The sequence below is a fragment of the Pseudomonas sp. GD04058 genome (assembly GCF_029836855.1).
GTDB classification, from domain to species: Bacteria; Pseudomonadota; Gammaproteobacteria; order Pseudomonadales; family Pseudomonadaceae; genus Aquipseudomonas; species Aquipseudomonas bharatica.
In genome coordinates, this window is record NZ_JAOECN010000043.1 from 18,675 (window position 1) to 39,988 (window position 21,314).

18 protein-coding genes and 1 tRNA gene are annotated in these 21,314 nt (G+C 64.3%); 5 read left to right on the top strand and 14 right to left on the bottom strand.

Annotation, left to right across the window (positions count from 1 at the left end):
- Positions 1-64 precede the first annotated feature (64 nt).
- Positions 65-307, top strand: coding sequence for a hypothetical protein (locus N7650_RS24215; RefSeq protein ID WP_009401152.1), 243 nt, complete (start codon positions 65-67; stop codon positions 305-307).
- 127 nt (positions 308-434) lie between these two features.
- On the opposite strand, the gene N7650_RS24220 is transcribed toward N7650_RS24215, so the two are convergent.
- The 4 genes from N7650_RS24220 to N7650_RS24235 form a co-directional block, all read right to left on the bottom strand.
- Positions 435-2,996, bottom strand: coding sequence for a TonB-dependent hemoglobin/transferrin/lactoferrin family receptor (locus tag N7650_RS24220; protein WP_279900354.1), 2,562 nt, complete (start codon positions 2,994-2,996; stop codon positions 435-437).
- A gap of 252 nt (positions 2,997-3,248) precedes the next feature.
- A complete protein-coding gene (locus N7650_RS24225; protein ID WP_279900355.1) occupies positions 3,249-4,196 on the bottom strand; it encodes a FecR domain-containing protein in 948 nt (315 codons plus the stop codon).
- Positions 4,193-4,735 (bottom strand): sigma-70 family RNA polymerase sigma factor, encoded by a 543-nt coding sequence (locus N7650_RS24230; RefSeq protein ID WP_279900357.1) that lies wholly within the window; start codon positions 4,733-4,735, stop codon positions 4,193-4,195. The genes N7650_RS24225 and N7650_RS24230 overlap by 4 nt, the downstream gene beginning before the upstream one ends.
- 75 nt (positions 4,736-4,810) lie before the next feature.
- Entirely contained in the window at positions 4,811-5,833 is a 1,023-nt protein-coding gene (locus N7650_RS24235) for a DUF4917 family protein (RefSeq protein WP_279900359.1), read from the bottom strand.
- Positions 5,834-5,947: 114 nt separating this feature from the next.
- On the opposite strand from N7650_RS24235, the gene N7650_RS24240 reads away from it, so the two are divergent.
- Both N7650_RS24240 and N7650_RS24245 read left to right on the top strand, forming a co-directional pair.
- Positions 5,948-7,015, top strand: a complete 1,068-nt coding sequence (locus tag N7650_RS24240; protein WP_279900361.1) for a glycerophosphodiester phosphodiesterase — start codon at positions 5,948-5,950, stop codon at positions 7,013-7,015.
- Between the two features lie 54 nt (positions 7,016-7,069).
- Entirely contained in the window at positions 7,070-7,705 is a 636-nt protein-coding gene (locus tag N7650_RS24245; protein WP_279900362.1) for a LysE family translocator, read from the top strand.
- Positions 7,706-7,797: 92 nt separating this feature from the next.
- Here the strand turns inward: N7650_RS24245 and N7650_RS24250 are convergent, their stop codons facing one another.
- The 9 genes from N7650_RS24250 to N7650_RS24290 all read right to left on the bottom strand — a co-directional run bounded on the left by N7650_RS24250 (position 7,798) and on the right by N7650_RS24290 (position 18,721).
- Positions 7,798-9,528, bottom strand: a complete 1,731-nt coding sequence (locus tag N7650_RS24250; RefSeq protein WP_279900363.1) for a SulP family inorganic anion transporter — start codon at positions 9,526-9,528, stop codon at positions 7,798-7,800.
- A 228-nt stretch (positions 9,529-9,756) separates the two neighbouring features.
- A complete protein-coding gene (locus N7650_RS24255) occupies positions 9,757-10,704 on the bottom strand; it encodes a cation transporter (protein ID WP_279900364.1) in 948 nt (315 codons plus the stop codon).
- Positions 10,705-10,734: 30 nt separating this feature from the next.
- A complete protein-coding gene (locus tag N7650_RS24260; protein WP_279900365.1) occupies positions 10,735-12,801 on the bottom strand; it encodes a methyl-accepting chemotaxis protein in 2,067 nt (688 codons plus the stop codon).
- Positions 12,802-12,866: 65 nt separating this feature from the next.
- The gene (locus N7650_RS24265; protein ID WP_279900367.1) at positions 12,867-14,219 is read right to left on the bottom strand and encodes an APC family permease; all 1,353 of its coding nucleotides are present in this window, start codon (positions 14,217-14,219) and stop codon (positions 12,867-12,869) included.
- A 642-nt stretch (positions 14,220-14,861) separates the two neighbouring features.
- Positions 14,862-14,935, bottom strand: a tRNA-Gly gene (locus tag N7650_RS24270).
- 148 nt (positions 14,936-15,083) lie between these two features.
- A complete protein-coding gene (locus N7650_RS24275) occupies positions 15,084-15,968 on the bottom strand; it encodes an alpha/beta hydrolase (protein ID WP_279900369.1) in 885 nt (294 codons plus the stop codon).
- Positions 15,969-16,292: 324 nt separating this feature from the next.
- Positions 16,293-16,985, bottom strand: a complete 693-nt coding sequence (locus N7650_RS24280) for a 16S rRNA pseudouridine(516) synthase (protein ID WP_279900371.1) — start codon at positions 16,983-16,985, stop codon at positions 16,293-16,295.
- A 34-nt stretch (positions 16,986-17,019) separates the two neighbouring features.
- A complete protein-coding gene (locus N7650_RS24285; RefSeq protein ID WP_279900373.1) occupies positions 17,020-17,241 on the bottom strand; it encodes a cysteine-rich CWC family protein in 222 nt (73 codons plus the stop codon).
- Positions 17,234-18,721 (bottom strand): diguanylate cyclase, encoded by a 1,488-nt coding sequence (locus N7650_RS24290; RefSeq protein WP_279900375.1) that lies wholly within the window; start codon positions 18,719-18,721, stop codon positions 17,234-17,236. The genes N7650_RS24285 and N7650_RS24290 overlap by 8 nt, the downstream gene beginning before the upstream one ends.
- Positions 18,722-18,936: 215 nt before the next feature.
- Between N7650_RS24290 and N7650_RS24295 the strand changes: the two genes are divergently transcribed.
- Entirely contained in the window at positions 18,937-19,356 is a 420-nt protein-coding gene (locus N7650_RS24295) for a hypothetical protein (protein ID WP_279900377.1), read from the top strand.
- A 16-nt stretch (positions 19,357-19,372) separates the two neighbouring features.
- Here the strand turns inward: N7650_RS24295 and N7650_RS24300 are convergent, their stop codons facing one another.
- Positions 19,373-20,479 (bottom strand): enoyl-CoA hydratase/isomerase family protein, encoded by a 1,107-nt coding sequence (locus N7650_RS24300; protein ID WP_279900378.1) that lies wholly within the window; start codon positions 20,477-20,479, stop codon positions 19,373-19,375.
- 129 nt (positions 20,480-20,608) lie between these two features.
- On the opposite strand from N7650_RS24300, the gene ung reads away from it, so the two are divergent.
- Positions 20,609-21,301 carry a uracil-DNA glycosylase gene (gene ung, locus N7650_RS24305; protein WP_009399891.1) on the top strand — a complete coding sequence of 231 codons (693 nt, stop codon included), beginning with the start codon at positions 20,609-20,611 and terminating at the stop codon, positions 21,299-21,301.
- Positions 21,302-21,314 lie beyond the last annotated feature (13 nt).

A 21,314-nucleotide genomic window follows, 5' to 3' on the forward strand; every position in this document is an offset into this window, starting at 1 on the left:
TACAGTCGCCACCCTTCGTTTAGCAGCGGATGTGGCCCACTCGAACTTCAGTGAGCACCACACCATGAAAAAGCTTGTCCCCGATCCACCTCCCGCCCTCTGCGTCGGCCCCGGCCTCTCCCATGAAGAAGCCATCACCCGCGCGGTGGAACACCTCACCAGAGCCATCCTCAAGACCTCATACCTTCCCGACCCGCCCGATGCACGGCACCGGGAAATGCTCAGTGACGCCGTGCTGAACATGCGGATCTCCAAGGCCTTGCTGGCGATTGCCCAATCGCCGTCGCCGGTGACCATACCGGTATGAAAAAAGCCGCGGGGCCTGGCTCCGCGGCTTTGTCGTTTATGGCTGCTGTACGCGAGGGCACCTCAGGGTGCGCCGGGTTTGCTCGTTGACCGGTCTGCTAACTCTCGTACAGCCGCCTCCACCCCCCTCAGAAGAACCGCGTCATACTCACCCTCGCATTGCGCCCCGTGCTATAGACGTTGTTGTCACTCAGCATCGGCGCGTAATCCCGGTTGAACATGTTGTCGAGGACAAAGTTGACCTCGGTGCCCTTGAGGTATGGCTGGCGCGGCTTCCAGCTGGCGAACAGGCCCTGGACGTTGTAGGCGTCGTTGGCGCGGTGGTCCCAGGCGCTGTCGCCGAGGGCGCTGCCCAGGTCGCCCGGGCCGTACTTGTCGCTGGGCAGGCGGTCGGTCTGGCGTACCCATAGGCCTTTCCAGCCCACCACCGCGTCCCATTCGGGAATCTTCACGCCCAGGCGCGCCACCCATTTCGGTGCCTGCACATCCCGCGCCCAGACGTCCTCTGCCCAAGGGTTGGTGTAGGCACCTTCATGCTTGCCGGTCATCCAGGTGTAGGACAGGGTGCCGAACAGCCTGCTGGAGTCGTAGAAGCTTTCCACCTCGAAGCCCTTGTAGGTCACGCCGTCGAGGTTGCGGTAGTTGCCGATCAGGTAGTTGCCACAGGCCCTGCTGATACTGGCACCGGTCGGGTTCTGCGCCTGGCACTCGACACCGAGGTTCTTGAAGATCTCGTCCTTGACCTTGTTGCGGAACAGGGTGGTGCGCACCTGCAGGTTGTCGTCGTTGAACAGCAACCCGGAGAAGTCGGTGACATTACCGGCGCGCAAGGCGGTGATGCGTTCCGGGTCGAGGTCGCGGCTGGTGGCGCTGCGGGTGCTCGCGGCGCTCTGCACTTCGTACTGCTCGTCGATCACCGGGGCCCGCCAGGTTTTCGAGTAGTCGGCGAAGAAGGCCGTGTTATCGGTGGCACGCCAGAACAGCGCCAGGCGTGGCGACCAGCCAGTGTAGGTCTTGTCACCGTAGTCATGGCCGGCGGAGGCGACGTTGTAGAACGGTGCGTCGTTCTGCTCGCCACGGTTGCGCACGTGGTCGTAGCGCAGCGACGGGGTGAGGGTCACCTGGCCCAGGGTGATGGCGTCCTGCACGTAGGCGCTGTTGGTGTCCACCTTGCCGTGGGGCATGAAGGCCGGCTGGAAATGGCCGTAGTTGTAGTTCCGGGTGTTGTACGTGGCGCCGGGCATCCACATGTCGACTTCCCGGGCATGCCGGTGCAGTTCGACGCCGGTAGTCAGCGAGTGCTCCAGCACGCCGGTGTCGAACTGCGAGGTGTTGCGCACTTCGACGTTGCGATCCTTGTACTCGGTGTCCATCCTGCGCCCGCCGGTGGCGAGCTGGAAGAAGGCGTTGGGCCCGCGCTCGTCGGTCTGGTCGACGTCGGATTCCGAGTACTTCACCTCGAGGTTGAGCCACGGGTTGTCCACCGGCTGGTAGCGGTACTTCACCGACCAGGTGGTGTCGATGGTTTCGCGGTCGGCCAGGAAGCGGCGAATGGCCTGGTCGTAGCCGTAGCGGTCGATGTTGGCCTGGGTGGGGGGCGTGGAATAGTTGGTCGACGAATAACGGGTCATGCGCTCGTTCTTCGAGCGCGAGTAGGAGAGGCCGAGGGACTGCTCGTCGGTGAGCTGGACATTCAGCTTGAACAGCCCGCCTTCCAGGTCCTGGGCGCTGTCGGGCAGGCGCTTGGGGTTGATCGGGTACTGGTTGCGCGGGTCGGGCAGCGACGAGGCCAGCTTGAAGTCATCGCCATCGCGCTTGGTCAGGTACACCAGGGCGTCGATGCGGCGGTCCTCGGTGCGACCGAACAGTGCCGAGCTGTACACCTGCTGATGATCGTTGCTGGAGTAGCCGTACTTGACCATGGCGCCGCTGTCGCGACCTTCTTCGAGCAGGTCCGGGGCGTCCTTGGTGGTCATGTTGACACTCCCGCCGAGGCCGCCGTTGCCGACGAAGGGCGAGTGCGGGCCTTTCTCCACTTCGATGTGCTTGATCAGTTCCGGCTCGATGAACATGGTGCCTTGCTGATAGCGCTCAAAGCCGGTCTTGGTGGCGCCATCGACGGTCAGCTGGATGTCCTCGGCGTCGCCCATGCCCCAGATGTTGATCTTCTGTCCGCCGGGCAGCATCGAACCGGCCATCTCCACGCCGGGCAGGGTGCTCAGCAGCGTGGGCACGTTGTTCGCCTGTTCGCGATCGATATCGCGCTGGGTCAGGGTCGAGCGGCCGACGGTGGCGGGGGTGACCTGCTGGCCGTCGCCGACAATGCTCAGGGCGCCAAGCTGGAGGCTGGTGTTGTCGTTGCCGGGAGGCGTGGTCTCGCTCTCCCGGGCCCGGACCACGAAGGTGTTGCCGACCTTGACCAGGGCGAAGCGGCTGCGGGCGAGCAGGCGGGTGATGGCTTCCTCGGCGCTGAACTCGCCGTTGATGGCCGGCGCGGACACATTGCGCAGCAGGTTTTCGTCGAACAGCAATGGCACCTTGGCCTGCTGCGCCACCTGGCTCAGCGACGTGGCCAGCGACTGCGCCGGCAATTGCAACTGCACCGGCGCGGCCTGGGCCTGCAGACTCAGGGCCAGGCACACGGCAAGCAGCGATGGGCGGGCTGGCAACGGCTTGAAAGCTCGAAACATGAATTCCCCCGGAACGGCCAAAGGCCAAAAAAAGACGGTGTTGACGGCGCAGTCGGGGAGGAAGACGCGGGGCGGGGGAAAACCCTCACCTGCGAATGAAAATATTTCTTACCAAGCTCTTCTGAGACAGAACACGGACCCTGTGGGAGCTGGCTTGCCAGCGATGAGGCTGGCATGGGCAATGATGTTGCCAGGTCTGGCCTAATCGCTGGCAAGCCAGCTCCCACAGGGTTTTTTGGCGCTCCCGTCAGATTACTTGCGCTCGATACGCATCCGCCCGTCCGCCAGCGCCACGGTCTTCACCGGCAGCAACACCGGCAGGGCATTCAGCAGCGCATCCGGATCATGCACATCGAGGTTGCCGGAAACCTTGTATCCGGCCAGCCCCGGATCGGCCAGCAGCACCGCCGCCGGCCGGTACAGCGACAGCTCGTCCACCAGGCTCGCCAGCTCGCGATTGCGGAACGCCACGTGCCCGCCGCGCCAGTCAGCCACTTCGCCGTCGCTCAAGGCCTGCCGACTCAGGTCGCCACGGGCCAGGTTGTACACCGCGCGCTGGCGTTCGCCCACCAGCAAGGGCTGGCGACGTTCCCCCGGGGTTTCGAAGGCGACCAGGCCATGGGACACGCTGAGCACCAGCTCGCGCTCGCCGCGGCGCAGGTCGAAGGCCGTGCCCACCACCCGCAAGCGCGCAGTGCCGGCATCGACGAAGAGCGGCCGTTCCTTGTCCGGGGCGACATCCAGATAGACCTGGCCCTGCTCCAGATGCACCAGGCGCCGCTCGGCATCGAAGTCGATGCTCAGGCGCGTGTTGGCATTGAGCTGCAGGCGCGTGCCGTCGGGCAGGGTGACGTTGGCGGGCTGTCCGTCCTGGCTGGCCAGCTGGCGCTGGACCGAAATGGCAGGCACGCCGATAGTGCCGGCGAGCAGGGCGCAGACCAGCGCCGCCGCCGTTGCCAGCGCTGGGCGCCAGGACGCGGTCCTGCGTGGCCGCAACTGGACCGGTTTGTCCAGGGCCTTCAGCGCGGCGAGATCGTCCCACAGCTCTTCGAACTGCTGGTAGGCGCGGGCGTGGCCGGGCTGTTCCAGCCACTGCGCGAAGGCCTTGCGCGAGGCCCGCGTGTGGTCGTTGCGGTTGCGCGTGAACCAGCTCGCCGCCTGGGCGTCGAGCGAACGGATGTCCGTTTCAGGTAGGGTCATTCCGGTTGCTCCGCAACGTTGTCACTGTCCAGGCGCTGTTTGCAGTAGAGCAATCCAGCGGCGATGTGCTTTTCCACCATGCTGACGGAAATCCCCATGCGTGCGCTGATCTGTGCCTGACTCAAACCTTCGAAGCGGTGCAGCATAAGGGCTTCGCGGCGGCGCGGCGAGAGTTCGGCCAGGACTATTTTCAAGCGTTCCAGGCGTTGCATGCGCTGCGCTGCAGCCAGGGGATCGGCCGCGCAAGCTTCGCTGGTGCCTGCTTCCCCGCTGTCGGCCTGGTCGTCGATCACCCGATGGCGGACTTTCTGCCGGCGCCAATGATCGCGCAGCAGGTTGCGTGCCATCTGGAACAGGTACGCGCGCGGCTGCTCGACCCGGGCCCTGTCGCGGTAGCCCAGCCATTGGGTGAAGACGTCCTGGGTCATGTCCGCGGCATCGCTGGCGTTATCCATGCGCTTGCGCAGGAAGTGCAGGATATCGGCGTAGAAGCCATGGCAGGTGTCCTGTGCGAAGCGATCGGGTTTGGTGCGCTGCATGCGAACTTTCCAGGAAATGCCGGAAGGGAAAGGTCGCGAATGTTATCGAGAATTATTGCTATTTGCTACTCGATATCAGCGGCGTTTCCGAGTGATCGCCGCCGGCGCTGGAACGTTAAGATCGGCGCTGCCCAGCGGGTGGCTGGTGGCGTCGAAGAAATACAGGGCGATATCCGGCGTGTCCCCGAAGATCCGCATGAAATGCTGTTTCTGGCTGATGATGGCGGCCTCGCTCAACGGCAGGATCGCGATGGCCAGATGAGGCGGCCGGGCCTGCTGGATGGCGTGCAGCAGATGGCGGTCGGCGCGGTCCAGGTGATGGCCGAACAGGCACAGGCCTTCAGCATGGTTGGACAGGGCAGCGTAGCTCCAGGTCAGGTAGTCGGAGCTGCGGATCGCCCTGAGCTTGTGCTCGCTGGTGCATTCGTTGACGAACAGGGGCACGTCCCCCGGCGTGTTGATGGCAAAACCGTCGAGCAACTGGCTGCCAGTGGCGGCGCGCAGGCGTGTACCGCCGTTTTCGGTGCGCAGCAGGTGCAGGCCGCCATGCAGGTAGTGCAGGCGGGTGCCTTGGCCATGGGTGCGGCTGACATCGAAGTGACCATCCTCGTCGAACAGAGACTGGAAGCCTTGCGGGTCATGGCTCATCGCCCAATGGCAGAGCAGGTCGTAGTTGCCGCTGAATACGCTGCGGTAGTTGCGCAGTTCGCTGTTGATCGTGGCGAGGGTGGCCTCGGGCAGCAGTTTCCAGGGGATGTGCACGCTGCGCACGGCATGGATCAGCGCTTCCTTGATCGCGTAATAGCGGTTCAGCGGCGCCGACGAGCCGATCGCCAGCGCGGCATTGACCCGCACCGTGGTGTTGAGGGCGCTGAGCACGGGCTCGAACAGCTCGCTGCCCAAGGACTTGAACAGCGCCTGGTCGCTGACCCCGAGCGGCTTGTTGCGCACCCGCTGGGCGATTTCGAACAACGAGAAGTAGCTGAACGGCCGCCAGACCGCCCGGCTGGCACCATTGCCCAGCAGCAGGCCAGTGCAGGGATGGCGGGCGGCGAGGTCTGGCCAGGAGGCGAGGGAGGCGTCTAGGTCGGCGGTCATGGCGTATCTCGTAGGAATCTGTTGCAAATCGGCAGGGCGGGACTTTAGCACGCTACGGGTTGTCATCCGGGACGGCAACTATGCTTCGGGCCGGTTTTTACAAGGAGACAGCCAATGCGATTGAAGGACATCTGCCTGGGCCTGGCCCTGTTCGGCCTCACATTCCAGGCCCAGGCCAGCGACACTGCGGCGCTGGCGAAAGCCCAGGGCATTCCGTATCCCGCCGTTATCGCCCACCGCGGTGCTTCCCATGACGCCCCGGAATCCACCGCCCCGGCCTACCAGCTTGCCCGGGACCTTGGCGCCGACTACCTGGAGCTGGATCTGCAACGCAGCAGCGATGGCGTGCTGGTGGTGGTGCATGATGACGACCTGGGTCGCACCAGCGACGTGGCCGAGCGTTTTCCCGAGCGCAAGGCCAGCCCGGTCAGTGCCTTCACCCTGGCCGAATTGAAGACGCTGGATGCAGGCAGCTGGTTCAACCGTGCTTATCCTGACCGCGCGCGACCCGCCTTCGCTGGCTTGAAGATCCTCACCCTGGATGAGGTGATGGATATCGCCGAAGCCAATCCGGCGCGCACGCCCGGGCTGTATATCGAGACCAAGGTGCCGAACCAGTTTCCCGGGATCGAACAGGACCTGCAAAAGGCCCTGGAAAAGCGCGGCTGGCTCGATCAGCCCGGGCGGGTAGTGTTGCAGACCTTCGACCGCAACAGCCTGGCCCTGCTGCACAAGGCCATGCCGCAAACGCCGAAGGTCTTGCTGTTGTGGCTGGGCGAGGACCATGTCGAGGCAGCGCCGGGCCAGGCCTTCGCCGAATCCGGCCTGCCCGACAAGGCTGCCTGGTATGCCCGCCAGCAGCCGAAGGACCGTGGCGAATTCGAGCGCTGGCTGGACATCGCCAAACACACGGGCGCCGTCGGCATCGGGCCGTCCACCGCACTCGCCGCCGGCGGCGAGCAGAGTTATGCCGACCTGGCCCAGCCGTGGATGAATCGCATGGCGCATGAAAAGGGCCTGCTGGTGCATGTCTACACCGTCGATGAGCCGGTGGATTTCAAGCGGGTCAGCGAGGCGGGCGTGGATGGCATCTTTACCAACAGGCCGGGTGCGCTGCTGAAATACCATGGCCGACCGGTAGCGCAGGATGAAGCGCTGCTGCTCGGGGCCGGCGGCTGGTAAGCCTCCCTGGAGGCGGCGTAGACTGCGGCCTCCACCTTTTGGGACCCCAGCGTCATGACCTTCTCGCTGCTGCTCGCTGTGCTTGCTTCCGGCTTCATCTACGGCATCACTCCGGGCCCCGGAGTGCTGGCCGTGCTCGGTATCGGCGCCACCCGCGGCCGGCGTGCCGGCGCCGGGTTTCTCTGCGGTCATCTGCTGGGTGATGTGCTCTGGTGCAGCACTGCACTGGTGGCGATCGTCGGGGCGCGGCAGATCGGCAGCTCGGTGTTCGACATCCTTGGCGTGATCAGCGGCCTGTACCTGGGCTGGCTGGGCTGGCGGGCGTTGCGCAGCCAGCCGGGCAATGGCGCCGAGCAGGGCGCGGTGCGGCGGCCGTTCTGGCATGGCGTGGTATTCGGGCTGACCAATCCCAAGGCTTATCCGGTGGCGGTGGCAACCTTCACCGCGCTGCTGTCGAGCCGGGCCGAAGCGCTGGACTGGTCGATGCTGCCGGCGTTGATTGCCCTGAGTTTCCTCGGCGGGCTGCTGGCGTACCTGATTCTGATCGTGCTGGTCGGGGCGCAGCAGGTGCGTACCTTGTATATGCGCTATGAGCTGTGGATTACCCGGGCTTGCGGGGTGATGTTCATCGGGTTTGCGCTGAATGCGCTGATGCATGCCGTACCCGGCTTGATTCTTCGGAAAGGCTGATGGCTTCATCGCTGGCAAGCCAGCTCCCACAGGTCCGGCGGCGCACGCGGTCACTGTGGGAGCTGGCTTGCCAGCGATAGGGCCCTCAAGCACTAAGGAAGATTCGGAACGGGCGCGGCTTTCCCGGCATCCGCCTCCTCCCTCCTGACCCGGTTACGCCACAGCCGGTAAGCCCGGATCCCCGCCCTGACCGACCCATACAGCAGGTGATTCTCCATCTCCCGCGCCAGCCCCGAGCGCACCAGCATCCGCAGGAAGGTCCCGCGTGCCCGGGCGATCCCCAGCTCGATCCCTTGAGCCTTCAAGGTATCGCGCACTTCCCGCAACGCCGCGATGCCGCTGACATCGATGCTGCTCACCGCCTCGGCATCGAATAGCACCGCCTTGGCATCGCCCTCGCGCTGTACCGCTTCGAGCAGGCGCATCTTGAAGTAGTCGGCATTGAAGAACAGGATCGCGTCGTCGAAGCGGTACACCACCAGCCCCGGCACGGTGCGCGCGTCCTTGTGCCGGCTGATGTCTACCTGGCCCTCGACCCCCGGCGCCCAGCCCAGCACCGCATCGGTGGGCTGGTAGATGCTGTAGAGCAAACGCAGGATCGCCAGGGTCACGGCGATGATGATGCCCGGCAGCACGCCGACGCCGAGCACGCCGATGGTGGTGAGCACGCAGAGGCACAGTTCGAAACGGCTCAATGCCCAGATCTTGCGCAGCGACTGGATATCGATCAGGCCCCAGCCGGCCATCAGCAGCACGGCGCCCAGCGCCGCCTGGGGAATCCAGGCCATTGGTGCGGTGAAGAACATCAGGATCAGCGCAATCACCAGCGCGGCGACGATGCCCACCAGTTGGCTCTTGCCGCCGACCATGTCGTTCACTGCGGTGCGCGAGTCGGCGCCGCTGATGGCAAAGCCCTGGGATACCCCGGCGGCCAGGTTGGACACGCCGAGGGCGACGAATTCATGGTTGGCGTTGATCGCATAGCCATGCCGCGCGGCGAAGCTGCGGGCGGTGAGCATGGCGCTGCAGAAGCTCACGGTGGCGATACCCAGGGCATCGCGCAGCAGGCTTTTCATTTCTTCCAGGGAGGTCTGCGGCCAGGCCAGCTCAGGCATGCCGCCGGGCACATGGCCGAGTACCGCGACACCATGGTTGTCGAGGCCGAAGACGCCGGCGATCAGGGTGAACACCGCCACCGTCACCAGCGCCGCCGGCAGTTTCGGGTAGCGGCGCGGCAGCCAGATCAGCAAGGCCAGGGCCGCCAGGCCGATGCTCAGGGTCAGCCAGCGGATCTCGTCGAGGCGCTGGAAGAAATTGATCATGGCGAGGATGAAACCGCTGCCTTCGATCTTGAACCCGACCACCTTGCCCAGTTGCCCGGCCAGCAGGCTCAGGCCGATACCGTTGAGGTAGCCGATCAGGATCGGTCGCGAGAAAAAGCTGGCGATGAAGCCGGCCCGGGCCACCCCGGCGGCGATCAGCATCAGGCCGACCAGCACCGTGACCACCACCGACAATTGCAGCAGGCGATCAGGGTCGCCCATGGCCAGTGGCGCGATGGCCCCGGCGACCATGGCGCAGGTGGCGGCGTCGGGCCCGACCATCAGTTGCCGGGAACTGCCCACCAGGGCGTATACGATCATCGGCAGGATGCACGCATACAGGCCGACCTGCGGCGGCAGGCCGGCGATCTGCGCGTAGGCGATGGCGATGGGAATCTGGATGGCGGCCACCGACAGGCCGGCCTGCACGTCCGCGCGCAACCACTCGCGCCGGTAATGCAGCAGGTTGGCCAGGCCCGGAAGCCAGCGGGAAAGAAACATGTTCAGGTCCTTTTGATGTATCTGACAGACGCTAGCGCAAAAGCCCGGCACCCGGCGCTTCGGGGAGAAGGTCGGGAGGGATTGGGCATTTGGCCAGCATCGTAACCGCTAGGGAGGGCAAGGCCAACCAAAGGAGGGTGTTCTTTCGGGCCCTATCGCTGGCAAGCCAGCTCCCACAAACCCTGTGGGAGCTGGCTTGCCAGCGATAGGGCCCGAAAGATCAATACATCACTCAGCCCACTCGGGATCCCCGGTAAACACCACGGTCAACCAGCGATCCGGCCCTTCACCGCCAATGGCCTCGCCGATCTCGTCGCGCCAGGCGTCCCATTCGGCGATGTTCCGTGCCGGCATGGTCCTGGGCACGATGAAGTACAGCTCGATCTCCCGCGAGCGCCCGACCTTCGCAACGTAGGCGCGGTACGACAACATGGCGTGCCGCTTGACGAACGCTTGCGCCACGTCGTCCACATGCTGCTTGAGGTCACCCGGGGTCACCAGGAACATATCCGCCAGTGCCTGGCGAATCACCGACAGCGGCAGCGGAATGATCACCAGGCACACCAGCCCCAGCACCGCCGGGTCGATATAGGGCGAGATCCACTCCCACTGCGTGCCCTGCACCGCAATACCCACGCAGAACGCGATCAACAGCGCCGCCGTGATACTTGCCGACATGACCCAGCCCTTGACGTCCATGCGCACGAAGTCCGAGCCGATCCGCCGGTTGGCCCGGGCCTCCAGCACGGCGATGGTCAGGCAGGCGATCACCGTCAATACGGCATAGATCAGCGCCAGGCCGAACTCCAGGTCGCGCCCGCCTTCGAGCAGGCTGAGCACGGCGTTGATCAGTGCATAGACCGCCACCCCGGTAAGCAGGATGCCGTTGAGCGCCAGGACCATCGGCTCCAGGTGCCAGAAGCCCATGGTGAAGCGCTCGCGCAGTTTGCGCGACAGGTGCGCACTGCGAGTGTGGGCGGTGATCAGCCGCACCACCACCAGCGATAGCCCGCTCATGCTCGCGTCGACCATCGAGTAGACGCCGTCGAAGACGATCGAGAACGAGCCCGAAGCGAGGCCGAAGCCGATACCGATCGCGGCGATGAACAGGGTGACGGCAATGGACGTACGCAATACGCCCTGCTCGTCGTTCAAATCGAAAAACCTGGTTGCCACCACGGGCCTCCTCAATAAGACGCCGGGCCGTCAGACCCGGAATTGCTCCATCAGCGCCTGCTGCTGGTTGGCCAGGCGATTCAGCGCCTGGCTGATACGTGCGGACTCGTCGGCCTGCCCGGACAACGACTCGGTGACATCGCGGATCCCGGCGACATTGCGATTGACCTCCTCGGCCACGGCGCTCTGCTCTTCGGCGGCGGAGGCGATCTGCAGGTTCATGTCGCTGATCACCGTGACCGCCTCGCCGACCCGTTGCAGCGCCGGTACCGCCTGCTCCATGCGGGTCACGCTGTCCCGCGCCTGGCGCTGGCCGTCGTGCATGGCCTCGACCACGCCCCGGGTGCCGCCCTGCAAAGCTTCGATCACCTGGCGGATTTCTTCCACCGAGACCTGGGTGCGTTGCGCCAGGTTGCGCACTTCGTCGGCGACCACGGCGAAACCACGCCCGGCCTCGCCAGCCCGGGCCGCCTCGATGGCGGCATTGAGCGCCAGCAGGTTGGTCTGTTCGGCAATGGCGCGAATCACCTCCAGCACCGAGCCGATCTGCTCACTGCGTCCGGCCAGGGCCTGGACCCGTTCCATGGCCAGGTCCATGTCGGCGGCGAGCTGGTCGATGGCCTGGCGGGTATGGCCGATCAGTTCCAGGCCTTCGCGGCTGGCCTGGTCCGCACCGCGCGCGGCATGGGCCGCCTGTGCAGCGTTGTTGGCGACATCGTGGGCGGTGGCGCTCATTTCGTTGGCGGCGGTGGCCACCTGTTCGATCTCGCGCTGCTGTTGCTGCATGCCGCCGCTGGTCTGGCTGGCGATGGCGGCGGACTGGTCGGCGGTGCCACGGGCCTCCTGCAGCGAGCCTTTGACCTGCACGATCACCGGTTGCAGCTTGTCGAGGAAACGGTTGAACCAGCCGCTCAACTGGCCCAGTTCGTCATCGCGGGAATAGTCGAGGCGCTGGGTCAGGTCGCCGTCGCCGCTGGCGATTTCGCGCAGGCGCTCGGCCACCGCGAGGATCGGCCGGGTCACGCCACGGGCGGTCAGCCAGATCAGCACCAGCCCGGCCAGGGCGGTGACCAGGGCGATCAGCAGGTTGCTCAGGTTGGCGCTCTGGTTGCTCGCGGCGAGGCGCTGGTTGAGCTGGATGGCCGGGGCTTGCAGGACGCTTTGCGGCACTTCCAGCAAGACCTGCCAGGGTGTTGCGTCCGGGATCGGCGAGAAGGGCCGGGCGATGCGCATCAGCCCGTCTTCCACGGACCTGGGTGCCTGCTTGCTCAACTGCGAGGCATCGGCGCTGTGCCCGGCCAGCAGCCCGGCAGGGCTGACGATGCTGACCTGGCCCTGGCCCTCGTAGACTTCCTTGCGCCCTTCGAGGGCCAACTGTTGCAGGTTGTCCAGGCCGATATCCAGGCCGACCACGCCGACCACCTTGCCCTGGTCCAGCAGCGGCATGGCGATGCTGGTCATCAGCACCTGCTTGCCGTTGACCTCGTCGAAGTACGGGTCGAGCACACAGGCCCGGGCGGTTTCCAGCGGGCAGGTCAGCCAGCGGTTGTAGGGCGAGCCGTTGGCGCCGAGGCTGGCGTCGGCGAGCATGGATTCGGGCATGGCTTCCGATTCCAGTTCGCCGGCGGCATTGCGCGACCAATACAGGGAAAAGCGCCCGCTGTCGTTGCTGCCTTGCTCGGCCTGCCCTATGAAGCGGGCGTCCTGGTGGTCGAGGGCATCGGGCTGGAACACCAGGTACAGGCCGATCAGGTCGCGGTTACCGGCCAGCGCGGTGCGGGCCTGCGTGACCAGGGCGCTGCGCAGGTCGCCGTCGCCGCGCTCGCGCAGTACCTGGGCCAGGCGGGCGAAGCCGTTGCCGTACTGGTACGCATCCATGAAATAGCGCTGGATGCGTAGCGCCTGGGTCTCGCCATGGGCCTGCAGGCGCAGGCGGGCGTTGTGCTCGAGCAGTTCGGTATTGGCCTGGAACACCTCGGCCGCACTGCGCCGCGACTGGGTCAGCGACGTGACCGCCAGGACGATGACGATGGCCAGCAGGCACAGGCCGGCGAGCAGGATGATCTTCCACTGGATGGACAGGCGGCGCGGGAGCATGAGGGGTTTCCTTCTCGGTCATGAAGCGCGCCCGCGGTCCGCGCGGGCGCGTTTGACGGGCGGTCTCACTCGGCGATGTAGCTGGGCGGCGCGACCCGGAACGACTTGGTCAGCCAGCCCAGGTACAGCACGCCGGCCGCCGCCCAGACCCCGCCGAACAGCAGCGAATGCTCGTTCAGGTCGAGCCAGAGCAGGGCGATGATGCAAAAGCCGATGGTCGGCAGGATCAGGTGCTTGAGCTTGTTGCCCAGCCCCTGCTTCATGCCCTGGCGAAGGTAGCAGTGGTTGATGACCGCCAGGTTGACAAAGCTGAAGGCGACCAGCGCGCCGAAGTTGATGATCGAGGTGGCGGTGACCAGGTCGAAGAAGATCGCCGACAGCGAGATCAGGCCGACCACGATGATGTTCAGCACCGGTGTCTTGTAGCGCGGATGCAGGCGGGCAAACAGTCCGTGCGGAATCACCTTGTCGCGGCCCATCACATAGAGCAGGCGCGAGACGCTGGTCTGCGAGGCCAGGCCCGAGGCGATGGTGTTGATCACCGTGCAGGCGATGAAGATCGATTGGAACAGCTTGCCGCCGACATACAGGGCGATTTCCGGCAGCGCCGCTTCGTGGTCCTGGAAGCGCTCCATGGTCGGGAAATAGGCCTGGATGAAGAACGAGATCAGGATGAACACCGCGCCGCCGATCAACGCAGTGAGGAAGATCGCCCGCGGGATGACTTTCTCCGGCTGGTGGGTTTCTTCCGAGAGGGTGGTCACCGCGTCGAAACCGAGGAAGGAGAAACACAGGATGGTCGCCCCGGCCATCAGCGCGCTGAGCTGGGTCTTGTCATCGCTGAACGGGATCAGCGTCCACGGCGTGCCCTGGCCTTCGCCCTCGCCGAGGCCGCGCAGGCACAGGTAGACGAACACCGCCATGATCACCAATTGCACGCCGACGAACAGCACGTTGAAGTTCGCCACCAGGTTGATGCTGCGGATATTGATCAGGGTGATCAGGGTAACGAAGGCGGTGACCCAGACCCAGCCCGGCACCTCGGGGAACATCGCGCCCAGGTAGAGCTTGGCCAGCAAGGCGTTGACCATCGGCAGCAGCAGGTAATCCAGCAGCGACGACCAGCCCACCAGGAAGCCGACATGCGGGTTGATCGCTTTTTGCGTGTAGGTGTACGCCGAGCCGGACTGCGGGAAATGCCGCACCAGCACGCCATAGCTCACGGCGGTGAAAAGGATGCCCAGCAGGGCCAGGATGTAGGCGCTGGGAACGTGCCCGGAGGTGAGGCCGGAGACGATGCCGAAGGTGTCGAACACGGTCATGGGCGTGAGGTAGGCCAGGCCGATGATCACCACCTGCCACAGGCGCAGGGACTTGCGAAGTTGCAGATTGCCGTGGGTGCTGTGCTCAGGCTGCATGCGGGCGCTGCTCCTGGTGTGGGACCAAGGACGGGGTTTGCAACGGGCACGACAGGGTCGAACGGGTGGGCTCCATGTTGTTCACCTTTTATGTTGGAGCTGGAATGGGCGCGGGCGAGGCGCCGGTGTCACTGGCAAGGACCGGACCGGTAAAACGAGCGTGCAGGTACGACGCGCGCGGGCGTCAGGGGGCGGCGCTGCTTGTTCTTGGGGTATCGGACGCTGGGCAAGGTGGGAAAAATAAGAAACGATTGGGGTGGGGTGCGTCAAGTAAATCGTTACATTATTTTTCTTTGATGGGGTTTTATCGACTTTTTTGGCGTTTTAGGAAGGGTTTACGACGGTTTCTGTCAGTTGTTCGATTTTGCTGTCCATAAAAGTTTACGTTTTGTAGGGCGATTTACTACAGGGCGCCTGTGTTCCATGCCGGCGATTGAGAGGACTCAAGCGGCGACCACTGAGAGCTCTCACATCGGGGCAACTGATCCAGGGGCTGTTTTCGTCGTGATGAGCGATGACGGGGTAATCGAGCTAGCAGTGAGAGGCAGACTGGTATGTCAGAAAGATCCGAGATTCTGGATCAATGAGCAAGAAAGACTACAGACCAGAAGGAGTCTTTGGCGGGGCATAGCGCAGGGAATCTGGAGCGGGTGAAGGGAATCGAACCCTCGTTATCAGCTTGGGAAGCTGGAGTAATGCCATTATACGACACCCGCGCAGGGCCACTTTGTACCAGAACATTGCGCCAATTTGAAGCTTTATATCGGCAGGGCGGCGATGCGGCCTGTAGCGCCGGGGCGTGGATCTTCCTTCTGCCCGTGGGGCCGATGATCCAGGTGGCCGGGCTACAGGCGCCCGTTTTCTTCAGACTGCCAGTGCATGCTGGCCCTGCACGTACTGGTAACGCGCACGCTGTTCACGCTGCGTCGGTTTCAGGAAGTCGATCAGCGCGATGCGGGTGTCGCGGCAGGCCGATTTGTTTTCCATGTCGAGGAAGTGCCCGGCGCTGCGGATCTCGCTGAACTGGGAGTTGCGCACGTGCCGGCTGAACTGCCGTGCATCGGTGGTGGTGGTGTATTCGTCCCACTCACCGTTGATGAACAGCACCGGAATATCGATGGCCCTGGCGGCAGTCAGGGCGTTTTCCAGGTCGTGGTCGAGTACCTGGTGGATATGGAAGTGCATCTGCGCGTATTCGTGGTTGTCCAGGCTGCTGACATGCCGGTAGTTGAAGCGCTTGAACAGCGGCGGCAGGTACTTGCCGATGGTCTCGTTGACCAGGCTGCCCACCTGGTAGCGATCGCACTCGCGCAGGTACCTGGAACCACGCTCCAGGTAGTCGCGCATCGGTTCGTTGATCACCGGCGAGAACGAGCTGACCACCGCCCGCTCGATGCGCCGCGGCCTGTGGGCCAGGGCCATGAGGGTGCAGGCGCCGCCCCAGGAAAAGGACATGACCTGGTCGGCCGCAAAGTGGTCGATGAGTTCGAGCAGGATCTGCCCCTCGGTTTCCTTGGTCAGCAACCGTTCGTGGTGGTTGTGCGGCTTCGACTTGCCGGCGTACGGCTGGTCGTAGAGCACCACGTTGAATTGCGGGTACAGGTTGCGCACCGCCTGGGAAAACGACGCCGTGGTGGCGAGCGAGCCGTTGATCAGGATGATCGTCTTCTCGGCTTCTTGCGAACGGTAGAACTCCGTGTAAACCCGGTACTGCCCCTGAATATCCAGCACAGCGGTTTCTGGCCTCATGTCATCGACTCCTGGCGCAAAAAAGGGTATCCGTCCAAGCAAGCTTGCACGTTCTATGTGACAGGTAGGCATACGCCTTGAAGTGAATCGAGGGGCCCTTGTCGATCCGCTGCACGCTGGTCGACGGGTGTTGTTCTAGGCGGGCGATTCCGTTGGTCGCCCGCGCATCGAGGGGCGGGTCGCCAAGGAAAAGGTGTCTTGGACTAAAGCTGTGACCGTAGAGTCACATGAAGACCGACGATTCGATTCAAGCAGCCCGGCCGCGATGTCGCAAGTGCCGTTCGGGCAATTGATGGAAAATTTTTGTTTGGCCCGTCGGCCATGTCAGACCGACAGGATCTCGTCGGCGTGCAGGGCCCGGTACTGTCCCGGGGCAAGTCCTGGATCGAGGACCAGCGACCCCATGCGCTCACGGTGCAAGCGCATGACCTTGTTCTGGTAATGACCGAACATGCGTTTCACCTGGTGATAACGTCCCTCGATAATGCTCAATCTTGCCGTGTGACTGCTGAGCAGAATCAATTCAGCCGGTTGGGTGACCAGGTCTTCGAACGCGAAGTGGAAGCCCTCGCGGAAACGCGCCACGTACTCCTCGAGGATCGGCTGTTCGGTTTCCACGTAATAGACCTTGGGCAGCTTGGTCTGCGGCTGGGTCAGGCGTCGTGACCATTGGCCGTCGTTGGTCAGGATCATCAGGCCGGTGGTGTTGAAATCCAGTCGTCCGGCGATATGCAGTTCGTGCCTGTCCGGTTCGTCGATCAGGTCGAGCACCGTTGGATGCTCGGGGTCGCGGGTTGCGCTGACGCAGCCCACGGGCTTGTGCAGCATGAAGTAGCGCGCCGGTCGGCCGGCCTGCAACACCTGATCGTCCACTTCCACCCGGCTGAAGACCCGCACTTCGTGCCTGGGATCGCTCACCGCCAGCCCGTCCACCCGCACGCGCCGCCCTGCCAGCAGCAGGCGTACTTGCTGACGATTGAAGCAGGGCAGGTTGGACAGGAAGCGGTCGAGGCGCATGGCAGTGAGGCAGGGGCAAGGAAGGGGGCGCAGTCTACTCGTTCGGCGTGTCCGCGGCAGCCTTCAATTGCTCATCGACCCGGGCGCAGGCCGGACACAGGCAGGCGGCATTGCGCAACTCCGCAGGCAGGGCTTCGAGCAGCGCCGGGTCGATGCTGACGCTGAAGCACCAGCAGGCACGATCGGCAGTGCGCGCATCGGCCAGGGTGCAGTGGTTGCTGGCGCCACAGGCGGGGCATAGACGCGGGTCAGGCATGTTCGGGGCTCGCGGGTTCGCTGCAGACACGGTTGCGCCCACTTTGCTTGGCGCGGTACAGCGCCTGGTCGGCGCGGGCGATCAGGCTGCGCAGGGTATCGCCGGGCGCCAGCCCGGTCACGCCGAAACTGGCAGTCAGCGACACGCGGCTGGCGTCGAAGGTGAATTCGCTGCGCTCGGTGCGTTGACGGATCTTTTCCGCCACCGCCATGCCCTTGGTCAGTTCGGTGTCTTTCAACAGCACGACGAACTCCTCGCCGCCCCAGCGACAAAGGATATCGGCCTGGCGCAGGCTGCCTTCGAGCAGGCGGGCGAACTGGCGCAGCACCTCGTCGCCGGCCAGGTGCCCGTGGGTGTCGTTGAGCTCCTTGAAATGATCGAGGTCGATCAGCACTGCGGTCAGCGGCAGGGCGCCACGTTCGGCGTCGAGCAGCGCCTGGGCGGCCAGCAGATCGAAGGCGCGACGATTGTGCAGGTGGGTCAGGCTGTCGAGGGTCGCCAGTTCCTGGATGCCGTCCTGGTGGCGGCGAACCATGCCGTTGATCATCGCCAGCACCACCGCCGAGATGATCGCGCAGATCGCCAGGTTCAGGTACAGCGATTGTTTCACCCCGTCCAGGCTGGCGCCGACAGGCTTTTCGACGAACAGGTACCAGTCCAGCTCGGGAATGAAGCGCACATTGAGAAAGTGCAGTTGATCGTCACGCTGGTACTCGCGGCTGCCGGTGCTCGGGATGGGCATGCGTTCGACCAGCCCGGCCAGCGACGGGATGCTTTGCAGCGTGGTGCCGGGGCGTGCCCCCTCGGGTCCGCCGGTCGAGCCGGTAAGAACGATCTGTCCGCGCGGGTCGACGAAATACACCGAACGCTTGTAGCGCAACTGGTAGGCATCGATCAGCTTTACCACCGCGTCCACCGTCAGGCCTACGCCGGCGGCACCCATGAAGCGGTTCTGCTCGTCGAGTACCTTGTAGTTGATGAACACGGTCATGCGGTCCTTGTTGGCCATGTCCATGTCGACGTTGATCTCGTAGGGCGCCTGCATCTGCTTGACGCGGGCGTACCAGAGGTCGCGCGGGGTGCTCGGGTCGATCTTCTTGAGGATGCCCTTGGCCTGGTAGTAGATGCCGCTCGCTTCGGAAACATAAAAGGCGGTGTAGGCCCGCTGCTGGCGTTCGACTTCGCTGAGATAGCGGGTCATGACCTCGGGATCGTGCTCGCCGGCCAGGGTCCAGTCGCGCAACAGGGTGTTCTGCGCCAGCATCGACGAGACCACGATGGGACGGATGAGGTCCTTCTGGATTTCCGAATACACGGTGTCCGAGGTCAGCGGCAGCTCGGTATTGATGATGCCGTCGCGGATCGCGCTGCGCGAGGCGTAGTAGCTCACCAGCGAGGTTGCGAGAAATCCACAGCCAAGCAGCAACAGCAAGGTCAACAGCAGGGAGCGTTGCGAAAACAGGGCGGAGCGAAGGGGCATGGCAATCCCGCAGGCGGAGAACCGATGGCCTCTATTCTAGAGGCGGCGGGAAAAAATAACTGGACGAATTTCAGGGTCAAAGGGGTGGTTACAAATTATTTCCAAAGTCGCACCGCACGCTGTTTTCGTTGTCTGATTCTGTGTCGATGAACGCTTGCCGATCGACGCCGACCAGCGCCGCTGGGTCCGGCAGTTTCGCGGTCCAGGAGGCCGCCATGTATCGCCGACTCGCTTTGCTTGCTGTCCTGGGTTTGCTGATTACCGCTTGTGTACCCTACGGAGGCGGTGGCTACTACCGAACCGATGTCTATTCCGTCGACCGTTACGCTTATCCGGCCTATCCCTATGGCTACAACCGTGGCTACTACGTCGCCCCGCAGCCACGCTACTACACGCCGGCGCCACGTTATTACCGTCCGGCACCCGTGCCTTACTACCGTCCGGCGCCGCCCATGCGTGGTGGCTGGGATGCCCGCGGGCCGGGACGCCCGGACAACCATGGCTGGAACCGTGGCTGGGACCGCGACCATGACCGTGGCGACAACCGCGGCCATCGCGACAACCGCGGCGACTGGCGCGACCGTCAAAACCGCCAGGGCGACCAGGACGACCGCGGTCGCGGCCGTTATCACTGAGTGACTCCGACACCCCCTACGCCAGGTCGGCGAGGGGGTGTCTTCCTTCCCACACCTTGCTGAAATGCGCCTCGACCACCGCCGCCGGCACCTGGCTGATATCCGGCCAGTGCCAGCGTGGTGCGTTGTCCTTGTCCAGCAGCCGGGCGCGCACGCCTTCGCTGAATTCCGGATGGCGGCAGCAGTTCAGGCTCATCGCATATTCCATCTGCAACACCTGGCCAAGGGACAGGTGACGCGCCCGTCGTAGTTGCTCCCAGACCAGATGGGCCGTGAGTGGACAACCCTTGAGCAAGGTTCCCGCGGCCTTGGCCAGGAGTACGTCGGGCTGGTGTTCAAGCTGCCCGATGGCGCGCCAGGCACAGGCCGGATCACTGACATCCAGCACCCGGTCGATCCGTTCGCGGCGCGGCAGCCACTGCGGCGCGGGCAATTCATCGCGGGCTTCCTGCTCCAGGGCCCTGAGCAGGCTGTTGAGCTGCATGGCGGTCTGTTCCTGCCAGTTCAGCTGCAGCAGCCCATCGATCAGTTGATCCTGCTGGTCTTCCTTCATGAACCGGTCGGCAAGCCCGAGATCGAGTGCGTCGCGTGCGTTGATCGGCGCGCCGGTCAGGCCGAGGAACAGGCCAAGGCGCCCGGGCAGCCGGGAAAGGAACCAGCTGCCACCGACATCCGGATACAGGCCGATGCTGATTTCCGGCATCGCCAGCCGGCTCGACGGCGTGACGATCCGCACCCCGGCGCCCTGAAGCAGGCCCATGCCGCCACCGAGCACATGGCCGTGGCCCCAGCACAGCAGCGGCTTGGGATAGTGGTGCAACAGATAGTCCAGGCGATACTCGGTGGCGAAGAACGTCGCCGCCAGCGGCGGCACTTCGCCGGGATGGGCGCGACACGCTTCGACCAGTTGGCGAACTTCCCCGCCCGCGCAGAAGGCCTTGGCGCCATTGCCGCGCAACAGCACGCAGACGATCGCCGGATCCTGTGCCCAGGCGCGCAGGTGGGCACCCAGTTGTTCGATCATCGGCAGCGACAGCGCATTCAGGCTCGCCGGGGCATCCAGGGTGGCGATGCCCAGGCGCGCGCCATCGACACCGGTCAGAACTTCGAACTGCACAGCCATGGAAGACCTCGCTCGGTTGGAGCAGACAAGTATGGCCGCTGTGCGCGATCGCGGCGGTTGCCGGTCGGATCGATTGACAAGCGCGGGCAGCTTTCCTAGTGTCCGCCCCATTGTTCAACGGATGGCCCCATGACCGACGACGACCGTATCAAGCTCGAACCCAGCTGGAAGGCCGCCCTGCGTGCCGAATTCGACCAACCCTATATGCACGAACTGCGTGAATTCCTGCGTCAGGAAAAGGCGGCCGGCAAGGAGATCTATCCGCCCGGGCCGCTGATTTTCAACGCGCTGAATTCCACGCCGCTGGACAAGGTCAAGGTGGTGATCCTCGGCCAGGACCCGTACCACGGCCCCGGCCAGGCCCATGGCCTGTGCTTCTCGGTGCAGCCGGGGGTGCCGACGCCGCCATCGCTGGTCAACATCTACAAGGAACTGCAGCGCGATCTGAACATCGAGATTCCGCGCCACGGCTACCTGCAATCCTGGGCCGACCAGGGCGTGCTGCTGCTCAACACCACCATGACCGTCGAACGGGCCAACGCGGCGTCCCACGCCAACAAGGGCTGGCAGTTCTTTACCGACCGGATCATCCAGGTCGTCAGCGAGCACCAGCCCAACTCGGTGTTCCTGCTCTGGGGCTCGCATGCCCAGAGCAAGCGCAAGCTGATCGATGCCAGCAAGCACCTGGTGCTGACCTCGGTGCACCCTTCGCCGCTGTCGGCCTATCGCGGCTTCCTTGGTTGTGGCCATTTCAGCCGCACCAACAAGTTCCTCGAACAGCACGGGATGGCGCCGATCGATTGGCAGGTGCCTGCCCTTTAAAGTGTTGTTGTTG

Bases quoted from the DNA above. Each gene is read 5' to 3' on its own strand.
- N7650_RS24260 (WP_279900365.1), bottom strand. From the start codon at position 12,801: ATGCTCCCGCGCCGCCTGTCCATCCAGTGGAAGATCATCCTGCTCGCC.
- N7650_RS24225 (WP_279900355.1), bottom strand. From the start codon at position 4,196: ATGACCCTACCTGAAACGGACATCCGTTCGCTCGACGCCCAGGCGGCG.
- N7650_RS24245 (WP_279900362.1), top strand. From the start codon at position 7,070: ATGACCTTCTCGCTGCTGCTCGCTGTGCTTGCTTCCGGCTTCATCTAC.
- N7650_RS24240 (WP_279900361.1), top strand. From the start codon at position 5,948: ATGCGATTGAAGGACATCTGCCTGGGCCTGGCCCTGTTCGGCCTCACA.
- N7650_RS24285 (WP_279900373.1), bottom strand. From the start codon at position 17,241: ATGCCTGACCCGCGTCTATGCCCCGCCTGTGGCGCCAGCAACCACTGC.
- N7650_RS24220 (WP_279900354.1), bottom strand. From the start codon at position 2,996: ATGTTTCGAGCTTTCAAGCCGTTGCCAGCCCGCCCATCGCTGCTTGCC.
- N7650_RS24300 (WP_279900378.1), bottom strand. From the start codon at position 20,479: ATGGCTGTGCAGTTCGAAGTTCTGACCGGTGTCGATGGCGCGCGCCTG.
- N7650_RS24290 (WP_279900375.1), bottom strand. From the start codon at position 18,721: ATGCCCCTTCGCTCCGCCCTGTTTTCGCAACGCTCCCTGCTGTTGACC.
- N7650_RS24275 (WP_279900369.1), bottom strand. From the start codon at position 15,968: ATGAGGCCAGAAACCGCTGTGCTGGATATTCAGGGGCAGTACCGGGTT.
- N7650_RS24265 (WP_279900367.1), bottom strand. From the start codon at position 14,219: ATGCAGCCTGAGCACAGCACCCACGGCAATCTGCAACTTCGCAAGTCC.
- N7650_RS24295 (WP_279900377.1), top strand. From the start codon at position 18,937: ATGTATCGCCGACTCGCTTTGCTTGCTGTCCTGGGTTTGCTGATTACC.
- N7650_RS24250 (WP_279900363.1), bottom strand. From the start codon at position 9,528: ATGTTTCTTTCCCGCTGGCTTCCGGGCCTGGCCAACCTGCTGCATTAC.
- N7650_RS24230 (WP_279900357.1), bottom strand. From the start codon at position 4,735: ATGCAGCGCACCAAACCCGATCGCTTCGCACAGGACACCTGCCATGGC.
- N7650_RS24215 (WP_009401152.1), top strand. From the start codon at position 65: ATGAAAAAGCTTGTCCCCGATCCACCTCCCGCCCTCTGCGTCGGCCCC.
- N7650_RS24280 (WP_279900371.1), bottom strand. From the start codon at position 16,985: ATGCGCCTCGACCGCTTCCTGTCCAACCTGCCCTGCTTCAATCGTCAG.
- ung (WP_009399891.1), top strand. From the start codon at position 20,609: ATGACCGACGACGACCGTATCAAGCTCGAACCCAGCTGGAAGGCCGCC.
- N7650_RS24235 (WP_279900359.1), bottom strand. From the start codon at position 5,833: ATGACCGCCGACCTAGACGCCTCCCTCGCCTCCTGGCCAGACCTCGCC.